The organism is Glutamicibacter sp. X7 (assembly GCF_054889245.1).
Window position 1 is genome coordinate 2608636 of sequence record NZ_CM142678.1, and the last position, 12657, is coordinate 2621292.

Genomic DNA, 12657 nt, shown 5'->3' on the forward strand with positions numbered 1-12657 from the left:
GTAACTTCCTTTCATAAACACTGGCTGTCCGGTACCGGACAAGCTTGTAAACCTACCAAGAAGAATAGGAGCGTGAGGGGCCGCGCTCCACGGAATGATGCACAGTACATCCCGGAAGTTACCGTGCAGTTGCACGAAAAGCGCCGACCCCTTGTCGTGGACGTGATCCACGGCAAAGAGTCGGCGCCTTCGTGGCCGACCGAGCGAGCCTAGGTTGCGTTATCGGCGAGGTACTCCTCGTCTTCTTCGGGCTCGGGGTGACGGGAGAGGTTGAGCATGGACAGGGCCAGTCCTCCCCAAATGGTCAGCATCGCGATGATCATGAAGACAATAGCCAAAGCAGTCATGGCTAGTACTCCTTTCCGGAGGTTTCGGGGACTTCATCCCGTTCGACCGCCTTTTGGTAGCCCTCGAACTCCGGGTCCGCGACCTTCGAACTGCGGCTCCACGGAATCAGCGAAAGCAATAGGGCACCGACGATCAGCAACCCGGCCATTCCCCAACCGAAGATGCCGTTGAACCAGGCTGGGTAATCCGAGTACTGCGCAGACAGCTTGGTCTGAATTTCGTTGATGAGCATGTAGCCCAGGGCAGCCGGGGCAATACCGCCGACCAGGACCTTCCAACCGGTGCCCAACTTGACGGAACTGAAGCGGTTCATGTGCTTGGCCAGCTTCGGCAATGCGCCGAGGCCAGCGCCTACCACGATCACGGAAACCAGTGCCGCGGCCAGGATGCCGAACTGGTTCACGAAGGCATCCATCGTGTCCAGCAGATACAGGCCGGTAGTGGTCGGGAAGAGCACCAGCGAGATGAGAGCCACCGGAATCGTGACCACCAGAGTGGCCGCCTTGCGGTTCCAACCCAGCTTGTCTTGGAATGCCGCCACGATCACCTCGAGGATCGAGATCAGCGAGGTCAAGCCCGCGAAGACCAAGGACCCGAAGAACAGCACACCGATCAGCGAGCCAAGCGGCGCGTTGGAGACGATGGTTGGGAAGGCAATGAAGGCCAGACCAATACCACCCGAGGCTACGTCGCCCACGGCGGCGTTGGTGTTGTGGGCCATGAAGCCCAAGGCCGCGAACACGCCGATACCGGCGAGCAGCTCGAAGCTGGAATTGGCGAAGGCCACGGTGTAGCCGGCGCCGGTCAGGTCGCTCTTACGCTTCATGTACGAGGAGTAGGTGATCATGATGCCGAAGGCCACGGACAGCGAGAAGAAAATGTGTCCGAAGGCGGCTGCCCACACACCGGGATTCAGCAAGGCCTCGAAGTTCGGAGTGAAGAACGCGTTCAGGCCCTCGGCCGCGCCGGGGAGGAACACCGACTGGATGACCAAGATCAAGAACATCACAATCAGCAGCGGCATGAAGACCGCGTTGGCGCGGGCAATACCCTTGTTCACGCCGGCGACCATGATGATCACCGTGATCAGCCAGACGGCCAACATCGGCACGAAAATATTCGGGACGTATTCGAAGGACACCCCGGCGCCATCGGCAACCTTCAGGAAGTCGCCCTGGAAGAAAGCACCGGCGCCGTCGGCATTGTTATCCCATGCCTTATTGATGGAGAACCAACAGTACATGGCCGCCCACGCGATAATCGCGGCGTAGTAGATGGCGATGATGAAGCAGATCAGCACCTGCCACCAGCCGATCATTTCGGCCTTGCGGTTCAGGCGACGATAAGCCAGTGGGGCCGAACCGCGGTAGCGGTGGCCGACGGCGTAGTCGAGGAATAGCAGTGGGATACCGGCACACAAGATCGCCACCAGATAGGGGATCAAGAATGCACCGCCGCCGTTTTCATACGCGACGTAGGGGAAACGCCAGATGTTTCCCAAGCCAACCGCGGAACCTACGGCCGAAAGAATGAAGAGCTTACGCGAGGAAAAAGTCTCGCGCTTCTTCGGGGCCGCCGGACCGCCCTTAAGTGACGATGGAGTGCTCATAGGTCTAAGCTAGCCCAGATGTCCACGTAGTGGGCGGAAAATCGGAAAAAATGTTCAAGATGTGGACATGAGGGCAGGGCGAAAGAGCGGCAAGACACCCTAGAATTACCTTATGGCAATCACCTTACGCGCCCTGTTGGCACAAGGCGAGCTAAATTTGCGCGCACTAAATGCCCATGCCAGCGCGGACGACATACCCATCACCTGGAGTGCCGTCACCGAATTGCTCGATCCCTCCAAGTTCCTGACAGGACGCGAGATCGTCCTGACCACCGGGGTGCGCCAAAAGACCACGGCGAGCCAGCGTGAATTCGTGCGTACCTTGGCGGCCAACGACGTGGTGGCCCTTGGCTTCGGCACGGGGCTGGGCCACAAGAACGTGCCGCAGACGATCATGCAGACCGCCGCAGAAGTAGGGCTCGCGGTATTTGAGGTCCCCTATCAAACGCCCTTTGCGGCCATTACCCGGTTGATTGCCGAGGCGCATAACGCCGATCACCTGCAGCGACTCGAACGCCTGTTGCGTTCACACCAGCGGCTGACGCAAACCCTGCTGTCCTCCAACCTCGACTCCATGCTGAGCACACTCTCACGCATGCTCAACACCGACGTGGCCCTGAGCCTCTACGGCGAATTCATCCACGGCACCGCCGAGGACTCGCGGCAATGGCATTCGCTCCCCATTGCTACCGGAGTCCGCGACCGCTGCACGTTATATCTCGCCGAACCCTATGAGCGCGACGGCCTAGTCGAATATGCCCAGTCGCTGATCGGGCTCGAACTAGCCAATAAGGCAGCCCTGCGTGTCTCGCAACGGCACGCCCACGGTCAGGTCTTAGCCGACCTAGCGGCAGGTTCGCTTTCCGGCTCGGATGCAGTGGCGAGGTTCGCGGCCCTAGGACTGAACTCGCAGCGCGAACATGTGGTCGTGTTGGTCCAGGCCAGCAAGGATGCCGAACGGCTACACAATCTCCCGCTACCCCCGGAATTCGAATCCGAAGTGTCGGCAATTGTCGAAGACCGGCTGGCCGTCATTCTCTCCAACCACGGCGACCCGCAAGCCATTGAACGGCTAGACCACTACCTCGAGGGCGCAGGTATCAAAGCCACCGTCGGTTACGGCGGCCGATACCCCAACACCACCGGCATCCGTTGGAGCTACTTTGAGGCACTCGAAGCCCTGCGTCACGGCGATCGAGTGAACCTGCCCACAAAACTCTCCCTGACCTCATTACTACTCGCGGCGCGCGACGTCCCCCTGCAGGATCTGGCTCAGGAGGCCCTAGGTCCGTTGCTGGAATTCGACGCCGCCCATGAGTCCGATCTCATGGAGACCCTGCGTGAATACCTGAACCGTGACGGGTCCGTAGGTGCCGTGGCCGAGGCGCTGGGGTTACACCGCAATACGGTGCGCTACCGCATGCAGCAGATCGCCGAACTCTCTGGTTATGACCCGAACGCCACCGCCGATCGAGTGCAGTTGTGGATCGCGCTGAGCGCACTTGAGCTGGGCTAAATCTAGATAGGATTGGAACATGGCTGACATGTTTCTTGAGAAGTTCCGTTCGCTCGTTCCGAAGTACCTAGAGGACCAGTGGCAGGAAGCCGACGGCCTGAGCCGTCAGGAACTTCGCGATGCCCTCGCCGAGCATGACTTCGAGATCCCAATGGTTCTCGAAGAGTTTTATTTGGCGCTGGGCAATAACGAAGACTTAATGGAGGCGTACCACTACTTCTTCGATCCCGAAGAGCTTGAAATCGAAGACGACTACCTGCTGTTCCTCGAAGACGAGGAAGAGAAGTTCGTTTGGGGATTCAAGACCAACCAGTTGGAAGTGCCCGACCCGATCGTGTACCGCCGAAACAACGCTCGCGGTTCATGGACAAGCGAAGAGGGTACCTTCAGCGAATTCGTCTTTGACATGTTCAGCTGGGTCTTCGAGGAGCTGAGCAAGGAGCTTGAGCACTAATGCTCCACCGCTCTCACGCACCGGAAAATTACCAGTGTCCGTTCTGCGAACTGGTCAATCACCGTGAATTCAGTGAGGGCAACTACTGCGCGCCCACCGATTTGATCTTTCAGACCGAACTTGTCGCCGCCATCATGGCGTGCGACGGGTTCGGTCCATACGGCGGGCATGTGATGATCATTCCCAACGCCCACCTCGAGGCCCTCTATGACCTAGACGAGGAAACTGGCTCCGCCATAATGCGCGAGACCAGGCGTGTGGCGTTGGCGATGAAAATTGCGTGGAGTCCAGAGGGCACCAGCACCCGGCAACACAATGAGCCTTCGGGCAACCAGCATGTCTGGCACTACCATCAACACCTATTTCCGCGTTACGCAGACGACAACCTCTATGGACATCTGCGGCACCGGGTACCGGTTGAAGAACGAGCCCGCAAGGCCGCCGAGCTACGCGCGGCTCTCAGTAGCCCCCTGCACCCCGATCCCCTACCCAGTTCGTATTGCCCGTCGTAGACTCGGGCCATGATGAAGGTTGGGCATCGGCGCATCTGGCAGGGACTTGTGGCACTATTGCTGGTCGCCAGCATGGTCGGTTGTACGGAGCAACGCCACTTATTTTCGATGATCCCCGAGCTCAATGAGCCAGCGGCAAGCGAACGCCCACCGGTGCCTCAGGTGGCCGACCCGGCCACCGGGGAACTCGTGTCCACCGAAGACGCCCGACTCCTCGTGCGCAACGAACACGCCAATTTCTGGGTCATTCCCATCACCCGAGGCACGAGTGTGTGCGGCGTCTTGGAACTCCACGGCGGGGAGAGCCGCACAACGTCTTGCGTTGACGCCGAAACCTTCACCACGCTCGGCTTACGCGCAGCAGTCACCATAAGCGAGGGAACGAAACGTTCGCATGCAGCGGTACTTCTTGTTCCCGAAGGATATACCGCCACCGAAACCGAGTTACCGGACCACATTCAGGTGCTCCGGCCTCACCTGCTGTTTAGCGCGGACGAACAGAGCGGCAATAGCATGGCGACCTTCGAGACGCCGCGGCGTCTGGGGCAGCAGTCCGAGTCTCTCGAGCTACGTTTCCCCTAACCGCAGCGTCTACGTCGCTTAGGCCTCGCGGGTCACCACGGCGTCCGCGAATGCCGTCAATGCGGCCTTGATAGTGCCTTCCGGCAGGGGCTCGAGCACGGCGATCGCCTCATCGGCCCAGCGACGAGCCACCAGCCACGCATCTTTAATGGCTTGGTGAGCGCGCAAAGCCTCGACGGCCTCGGCCAGTGCTTCATCGGTGCTCAAATCCGAGTCGACGAGCTCCACGATTTGCTCCGCATGGGCATCGCCGGCGGCGGCCGCCTTACGCAACAAGAGGACCGGCAGGGTCGGCACACCCTCGCGAAGATCGGTACCCGGGGTCTTTCCGGAGCTCGCGGTGGTGGAGGCAATGTCGATCACATCGTCGGCTACCTGGAAGGCAACTCCAACCTTCTCGCCATATTCGCGCAGCACCGGCACTAGTTCCGGGATCTTGCCGAACTGGGCACCGAAGGCTCCCGAGGTGGCCAACAATGAGGCGGTCTTGTCGCTGATGACCTGAATGTGATGGTCGATCGGATCATCGGATTCCCGCGGGCCGATGGATTCATGCAGCTGCCCAAGGCAGAGACGCTCGAAGGTGCGGGCCTGCCAGCTTACGGCCTTGGGGCCGAGTTCGGCGCCGAACACCGAGGCACGGGCGAAGATCAGGTCGCCGGCCAGAATGGCCACAGAGTTGCCCCACACCTCGTGGGCGGTGGGGGCCCCGCGACGCATAGGAGCGGAGTCCATCACATCATCGTGGTACAGGGTCGCGAGGTGGGTCAGTTCCACCACGGCGGCGGCCTTGATGACCTCGTCGTTGATGCCTTCACCCAGCAGTGCCGTGAGCAAGACCAGTAGCGGGCGCACGCGCTTGCCACCGGCTTCGACCAGGTGTCGGCTCGTGGCGTCAATCAGCGGATCCGAGTTGGCGATCGCGTCGCGTAATAGCTTCTCGACGCGCGCCATTCCGGTGGAGATGGCAGGGCCAAACTCCGGGTCCTCGGCGATCAGCGCAAAGCCCGAGGGAAGATTGATGGCGGCCGCTAGGGCCGAGGTTTCGGGATTCAGCTCAATCGAGTCGGACACGTCGTGCCCGGCTGCGGTCCAGTTGCTCTTCGAATCAGTCACAGTTCTACGACTTACTTATCTTTCATCGGGTGGTCATCGCGGAAAGACGAAGACTTTCGGGGAGCCGTTGAGCCCTCCAAACTTCCAACACTCTATCCGATGGGCAACCCCTAACCCGCAACAAGCCATTAATACTCGCCTTGGACTGTGGGTTTATGTCCTCTGGTCTCGAGTTTACCGGTAAGCAGGGCGCTGTGCGCGTGAGCTAGCTCGTGGTGGCGCGTGATCGCAACCACCGCACCGAATATATCCGCACACCGCGCGGTAGGCTTAGCCCTATCATGTCTGCCGAATTACCCCTAGACCATGCCTATGCACCACAGCCAGCGGTGCCAGAGTTAACCAGCCTCACCTTCGCCTTGGCGCCGACCCAACTTGCGGCCCTCGGTGACTTTTTTGCTCACGAGGCGAAAATCTGGACCCGTCAAGGGCACGGGCTCGTGGGATTCGGCGAGGCGGCAAGTATTCGCACCCGAGGGGAACACCGGTTTACTCAGGCGCGTGAATGGTTCGCGCAGATTCGGGCGGCGGCCACGATTCTCGACCCCATTCAACGCCCCGGTAGCGCCCTGGTGTGCTTCGGTGCGTTCTCCTTCTCCTTCACCAGTAGCTACGAGTCGCGGCTCGTCATTCCGCAGGTGGTCATCGGCCAAGATAGTGCCGGGGCCTGGATTACCGTCAACTCCCCAGCTGAGGACACCTCCGGCCTCGACGTCCGGGCAGCACTTGACCTAGCTCACCGGCTCAAGGACGAAGCGTCAATGCCTAGCGCGCGGGGCTCGATTCGTTTAAGTAGCGGTCAGCTCACCGCTGGCTCCTATGTTCAGGCCGTAGGTCAGGCGCTGAGTATGTTCGATGAGTACGGTATTTCGAAGCTGGTGCTGGCCCGAGATATTCTGGCGCAGAGTACCGAACGGATTGACTTGGCCCATGTGGTGGCCAAGCTGACCGAGGGCTACGGCAAATGCTGGACGTACTTGGTAGACGGCTTGGTCGGGGCAACTCCGGAAATGCTGGTGCGTGTCACCAACGGAGTGGCCGAGGCCCGTGTATTAGCCGGCACCCTTGACCGCGCCACCGCCCCCTCGCACGATCCTCAATATCCATCCCGGATGCTCTTGGATGATCCGAAGCAGCGCACCGAGCATGAGTTGGCAATCGACTCGCTCACCGAGGCCTTGGCGCCGATCTCCCACGGCATGAATGCCCCGCGCGAGCCCTTCATTTTGGAGTTACCTAACGTCTGGCATTTGGCCAGCGATGTCAGCGCGCAACTCAAGCCAAACGCCGATGGGAAGATGCCCACGGCGCTGGACCTTGTTGAAATTTTCCATCCGACCGCGGCAGTGTGCGGCACGCCGACCAAGGCAGCGGGAGTCTTGCTCCGCAAACTCGAGGGCATGGACCGCGGCCCCTATGCCGGACCGGTGGGCTGGCTAGACGGGCGCGGCGACGGCGAATTTGGTATTGCGCTCCGCGGCGGTGTGCTGGAGGCCGAAAAGGAAATGCGGCTCTACGCTGGGTGCGGCATCGTTCCCGGTTCCGTACCGGAGGCCGAGCTTGCCGAGTCGTGGGCGAAGATGCGGCCCATGCGGCAGGCGCTGGAGGCGGATTAGCCGCGAGATCCCGCATAAGGCTAAGTTATGCTTATGCTTAGCGCCTCAAGAGTGATGTAGGTCTCTCTCTAGTGTGAGCGTGGTTATGATTATTCGTACGCAATGATCCACTCGCATTACCGAAAGTAGGTCTTGATCTTATGCGTATCACTAAGCGCCTCACCTCAGCACTGGCCATCACGGCCGTTGCAGCCCTGTCCCTCTCCGCCTGCGGCGGCAGCCCTTCCTCCGAATCTGAAGGAGAGAAGTTCCCGCTAAAGTCCGAAGGTAGACTCACCGTCTGCTCCGACATCCCCTACGAGCCCTTCGAGTTCACCAAGGACGGCAAGATCGTTGGCCTGGACATTGACCTAGCAAACGAAATTGCCAAGGATCTAGACCTCGAAGCCAGCATCGTCGATTCCTCCTTCGACGCCATCGAGTCCGGCCTGTTCAGCACCAACTGCGATCTGGCCATGTCCTCGCTCTCGATCACCGAGGAACGCAAGGGCAACATGGATTTCTCCAACCCTTACCTCGACGATGACCTGATGCTCATCGCTCGTAAGGGTTCGGACATCACCGACCTCGAGTCGGCCAAGGGCAAGCGCGTCGCCGTCCAGCAGGCGACCACCGGTGAGTCCTACGGTCAGGACAACGGCATGGAAACTGTCGCCTACGACGACAGTGGCCTGCAGCTCCAGGCGCTTATCAGCGGTCAGATCGACGCAGCGCTCGGCAACCAGTCCGTCATGGGGTACGCCATCAAGGACATCGACGACATTGAGATCGTCGATGAATTCTCCACGGGTGAGCAGCTAGGCATTGCTGCGGCCAAGGGCAACACGGAACTCATCGAGAAGGTCAACTCCACGTTGAGCCGTCTCGAAGAGTCCGGAGACCTGGCCAAGATCACCGAGAAGTGGCTAGGCACCAAGTAGCACACTGATACACCGTTGGTCCGAGGCCGCTAGCGAAGGTTACGACCTCGGACCAACGCTATTTGGAAGGCTTTCCTCACATGGCTATGACCGCACGTGAACGTGCCCGCGTAAGCAAAATTGCGCAGATCGCGATCTTCATCATCGTTGTCGCGATCCTTCTGATCTCGATGAATTGGCCGAAGGTCCTTACTTCGTTCTTCGCCTTCGACAAGATCGGGCCTATGTTCCCGGACCTGCTGATCGTGGGTTTGAAGAACACGATTTTCTATACGGCGATCTCATTCGCCTTCGGGTTGACGCTGGGTCTGATCCTCGCACTGATGAAGATGGCCTCTTTTGGCCCCTACCGCTGGTTTGCCACCGGATACATCGAATTCTTCCGCGGTGTTCCAGCCCTGTTGGTGCTGTTGGCCCTAGGCTATGGCCTGCCCTCGGCCTTCCCGGAGGCCAAATGGCCGTACGCCGTGATTGTCATGGTGTCGTTGGGTCTGGTTGCCGCCGCCTACATCGCTGAAACCCTACGCGCCGGTCTTCAGGCCGTGCCGAAGGGCCAGACCGAAGCTGCCCGCTCCCTGGGTATGCCGGCTTGGCGAGCCATGGTCACGATCGTGATCCCGCAGGCTTTCCGCATCGTCCTGCCTCCGCTGACCAACGAAATCATCCTGCTGACCAAGGACACCTCGCTGGCCTTCATCCTTGGAAGTGTCGCGGGACAGTACGAATTGACGAAGTTTGGCCGCGACGGCATTACCTCGCTGGGTGCCGGTATTACTCCGCTGGTCGTTGCCGGTGCCGTATATCTGGTGATTACCGTTCCGCTGAGCCTGCTGACCCGCCGCATGGAGTCCAAGACCGGGCGCGGAAAGCGATAGGAGAAAACTACAATGAACGCTGCACCCACCAGTGAATTTAAGGCAGCTGGAGTTGAGATCTCCGGACTGCAGAAGTCGTACGGCCCCGTTCAGGTGCTCAAGGGCATCGACCTGAACGTCAAGCCGGGCGAAGTTGTCTGCCTCATTGGCCCTTCGGGCTCGGGCAAGTCCACGCTCCTGCGCTGCGTGAACCTTTTGGAACAGCCCAACGGGGGCACCATTAATGTCGGCGGTTTCGAGGCGACCGATCCGGATGTTGACATCGATAAGATGCGACGCAAAGTCGGAATGGTTTTCCAGCAGTTCAATCTGTTCCCGCACCTAACGGTGCTGGAGAACTGCACCGTGGCCCAGCTGAAGGTGCTCAAGCGTAAGAAGAGCGACGCAGATGCCAAGGCCTTGGAGAATTTGGAGAAGGTTGGCTTGGGGCACCTCGCCACGCGCTACCCTTCGGAACTCTCCGGCGGTCAGCAGCAGCGCGTCGCCATCGCTCGAGCACTGTCCATGGATCCATCGCTGATGCTCTTCGACGAGCCGACCAGCGCCCTGGATCCGGAAACCGTTGGTGACGTTCTGTCTATTATGCGAAACCTCGCCAAGGACGGAATGACCATGCTCGTGGTAACGCACGAGATGGCCTTCGCCCGCGATGTCGCCGACCGCGTGTTCTTCATGGACGGCGGTGTGGTGGTCGAGTCCGGCCCTGCCGCTGAAGTCATCGGTAACCCGCAGCAGCCGCGTACGAAGGACTTCCTCTCACGCGTGCTCGATCCTACCCATGTCGATATCGGCAACGACTAGGTTCCGCGGCAACTCATGGCCACCGCCCAATATGGGCGGTGGCCATTTGCGTGTTTGGTGCTATGTGTCCGAGGGGAAAACTTGAATGACCGTCGGGCGTGGACCATAGAACTGTCCGGGTTCCGCCGCGTCAGGTGCTGCGACGAAGTCCGGGAACAGGGATTGCGGTTCATCCCAGGTGCCGCCCTCCCCCGGGTGCTGGACATTCACGAACACCGAGTTGTCACGATCGTGAATAAGCGGGCCGCAAGTTTCCGCACCGGGAGGGACCGCAAGGAATTGCTCAACGCGACCGCGATCGGGCCCCTCGAGTGTCACTTTGTGCAGTGCATCCGAGTAGCCGATGGTTTTGGCGGCCCCGTCGGTCGAAATCCACAGGTTTCCAGCAGAATCGAAGGCAAGGTTGTCCGGGCAGGAGATGGGAGAAACTTTCTCCACTGGGTATCCCGAGAAGTAGGCGCTCGCGTTGACCGAAGGGTCACCGGCTACAAGTAGGATCGTCCACGTGAAGCGCTGGGCGGTGGCATCATCGCCGTTCTCCGTCAGCTCCAGCACATGCCCATCACGATTGTTGTTGCGTGGGTTCGCTTCATTGGCCGAGGCAAGTTGCCCGGGTCCACGGTCAGAATTATTGGTCAAGGCCACGTAGACCTTGCCGGTGTGTGGGTTAGGTTCAACATCTTCGGGACGGTCCATCTTGGTTCCCCCGGCCTTATCGGCGGCAATTCGCGTGTAGACCAGTACTTCCTCCACGCTCATGCCAGAAACCATCGATTCTCCGCCCAAGACCAGCGGCAACCATTCGCCGGTGCCGTCGAAAGCCCCGTCCTGCGGCAGTCGGCCGCTGCCGTCTATTTCGCTGGCTGGCGAATTGCCGTTGAACCGGGCGACGAAAAGGTCTCCTTCGGAAAGCAAACTCAAGTTGTGGGCGCGGTCGTTTTTCTTGTACTTCTGTTTGGAAACGAACTTATATAGGTATTCGAACTTCGAGTCATCCCCCATGTAGGCCACCGCCCGCCCATCCGGAGCAATCCGCACGTTGGCACCCTCATGTTTAATTCGTCCGAGGCTACTGTGCTTCACGGGAGTCGAGTTGGGATCTTGTGGGTCAATCTCGACGATCCAACCGAAACGGTTCGCCTCATTCTCGTATCCGGGATGGTTCAGCCCGAACCGTTGCTCGGTCAGCTCCCAACCTCGGGTGGTTTCCCCGGGGTAGATGCCGTAGCGGGCCTCTTCCTCCGTGCCGCGGCCCTCAAAGTATTGATTGAAATTCTCTTCACCGGTTAACACCGTGCCCCACGGTGTCGTCCCACCAGAACAGTTATTCAAGGTTCCCAGAATGCTTCGACCCTGCGGGTCATCCACGGTTTTCACGAGGTCGTGACCGGCCACCGGGCCGTCGATGGTGAATTCGGTGTGCATATGTAGCCGCCGGTTTCGTGCCCCGTCGACCACGTAGGTCCACTTCGTTGATTTCTTGGATCGCCGGACCTCGACGACGGAGAAGCTATGCGCCGCCATGGCCACGCGACGCGCTTCATCCTTGTTCTGCTCAAACCATGCCGGGCTGAACATCATTTCCTCGTTGGTGTATTCGTGGTTTGAGACCAGGACACCGCTTTTGCCTGCGGCATTGTCGACCATGATGTTCAAGTAGTCGCAGTTGTAACCAAATTGTCGCTGCTGAGCCGAGGCCGATTGATTCAGCGGATCGAAAGCCGGCGCATCGGAGAACAACGGGTCGCCCCAGCGGATGATGGGCTCCCAGTTGTAGCCGGTTGGCACGGTGACGGCATCTACCGTGCGGGGTACCGGGTCGATCGCCGAAAACTCGAGTCGGCCGCCGCCCCGCGGCGCTAAACCGTAGTCTGCGTGTGCGGAGGGAGTAGCCAAGCTGTCCGCTCCGATGACGATGGCCGCAGAGGCGACCGCGCCCGCGCCTAGCAGTTTGCGCCGTGATAACACCGCGTCGGCAATCTGCGGGAAGTACTCATTGGACGAGGTGTTCTCGGTAGGTAGCGCGCACGCGTCTCCGCACTTGTAGTGGCAAGTTGCTGCCGACCGATTTCCACGGGTATGTCCTGCCATCGGCAAGAGTTTTCGGATGATGCTCATTGGGGTTGGTCCTCAGGGGTTTCAGGTTATTCAGCAAAGAATCAACGCAGCTGCTCCCCGAAGGCCACGGAAGGTTGTCCCTGGTGCTTCGGGTAGCAGATAAGTTACCGGCACACCGGGAGACCGTAAATGAATGAGGAATAAATTAATACGCTCAAGCCAATTGTGAACCCACTGAGTAAGCTGCCAT

The 12657-nt window shown here is 59.7% G+C and carries 12 protein-coding genes; 8 read left to right on the forward strand and 4 right to left on the reverse strand.

The window, feature by feature from the left end; genetic code table 11:
• Positions 1 to 209: 209 nt before the first annotated feature.
• Together ACYU0X_RS12495 and ACYU0X_RS12500 are read right to left on the reverse strand one after the other, a co-directional pair.
• A complete protein-coding gene (locus ACYU0X_RS12495; RefSeq protein WP_309406124.1) occupies positions 210 to 347 on the reverse strand; it encodes a methionine/alanine import family NSS transporter small subunit in 138 nt (45 codons plus the stop codon).
• A 2-nt stretch (positions 348 to 349) separates the two neighbouring features.
• A complete protein-coding gene (locus ACYU0X_RS12500; protein ID WP_461901019.1) occupies positions 350 to 1957 on the reverse strand; it encodes a sodium-dependent transporter in 1608 nt (535 codons plus the stop codon).
• Between the two features lie 112 nt (positions 1958 to 2069).
• Between ACYU0X_RS12500 and ACYU0X_RS12505 the strand changes: the two genes are divergently transcribed.
• Genes ACYU0X_RS12505 through ACYU0X_RS12520 form a run of 4 tightly spaced genes read left to right on the forward strand, consistent with a single transcriptional unit; the run spans position 2070 to position 5021 of the window.
• Positions 2070 to 3473 (forward strand): PucR family transcriptional regulator, encoded by a 1404-nt coding sequence (locus tag ACYU0X_RS12505; protein WP_309406120.1) that lies wholly within the window; start codon positions 2070 to 2072, stop codon positions 3471 to 3473.
• Between the two features lie 19 nt (positions 3474 to 3492).
• Positions 3493 to 3927, forward strand: a complete 435-nt coding sequence (locus ACYU0X_RS12510) for a hypothetical protein (protein ID WP_461901021.1) — start codon at positions 3493 to 3495, stop codon at positions 3925 to 3927.
• Positions 3927 to 4439 carry an HIT family protein gene (locus tag ACYU0X_RS12515; RefSeq protein ID WP_461901023.1) on the forward strand — a complete coding sequence of 171 codons (513 nt, stop codon included), beginning with the start codon at positions 3927 to 3929 and terminating at the stop codon, positions 4437 to 4439. The genes ACYU0X_RS12510 and ACYU0X_RS12515 overlap by 1 nt, the downstream gene beginning before the upstream one ends.
• A 9-nt stretch (positions 4440 to 4448) precedes the next feature.
• Positions 4449 to 5021, forward strand: a complete 573-nt coding sequence (locus ACYU0X_RS12520; RefSeq protein WP_461901024.1) for a hypothetical protein — start codon at positions 4449 to 4451, stop codon at positions 5019 to 5021.
• An 18-nt stretch (positions 5022 to 5039) separates the two neighbouring features.
• Here the strand turns inward: ACYU0X_RS12520 and ACYU0X_RS12525 are convergent, their stop codons facing one another.
• The gene (locus ACYU0X_RS12525; RefSeq protein ID WP_461901026.1) at positions 5040 to 6137 is read right to left on the reverse strand and encodes a polyprenyl synthetase family protein; all 1098 of its coding nucleotides are present in this window, start codon (positions 6135 to 6137) and stop codon (positions 5040 to 5042) included.
• 281 nt (positions 6138 to 6418) lie between these two features.
• Here ACYU0X_RS12525 and ACYU0X_RS12530 point away from each other — a divergent pair, with 281 nt between their 5' ends.
• The 4 genes from ACYU0X_RS12530 (at position 6419) to ACYU0X_RS12545 (ending at position 10349) form a co-directional block, all read left to right on the forward strand.
• Positions 6419 to 7753, forward strand: coding sequence for an isochorismate synthase (locus ACYU0X_RS12530; RefSeq protein ID WP_461901028.1), 1335 nt, complete (start codon positions 6419 to 6421; stop codon positions 7751 to 7753).
• A gap of 140 nt (positions 7754 to 7893) precedes the next feature.
• Positions 7894 to 8673 (forward strand): ABC transporter substrate-binding protein, encoded by a 780-nt coding sequence (locus ACYU0X_RS12535; RefSeq protein ID WP_418907154.1) that lies wholly within the window; start codon positions 7894 to 7896, stop codon positions 8671 to 8673.
• An 80-nt stretch (positions 8674 to 8753) separates the two neighbouring features.
• Positions 8754 to 9548, forward strand: a complete 795-nt coding sequence (locus tag ACYU0X_RS12540; RefSeq protein ID WP_418907155.1) for an amino acid ABC transporter permease — start codon at positions 8754 to 8756, stop codon at positions 9546 to 9548.
• 12 nt (positions 9549 to 9560) lie between these two features.
• Positions 9561 to 10349, forward strand: a complete 789-nt coding sequence (locus tag ACYU0X_RS12545; RefSeq protein WP_418907156.1) for an amino acid ABC transporter ATP-binding protein — start codon at positions 9561 to 9563, stop codon at positions 10347 to 10349.
• A 60-nt stretch (positions 10350 to 10409) separates the two neighbouring features.
• Here ACYU0X_RS12545 and ACYU0X_RS12550 read toward each other — a convergent pair whose 3' ends face one another.
• Complete coding sequence (locus tag ACYU0X_RS12550; RefSeq protein WP_461901031.1) at positions 10410 to 12467, reverse strand: PhoX family protein; 2058 nt, start codon at positions 12465 to 12467, stop codon at positions 10410 to 10412.
• Positions 12468 to 12657: the final 190 nt, after the last annotated feature.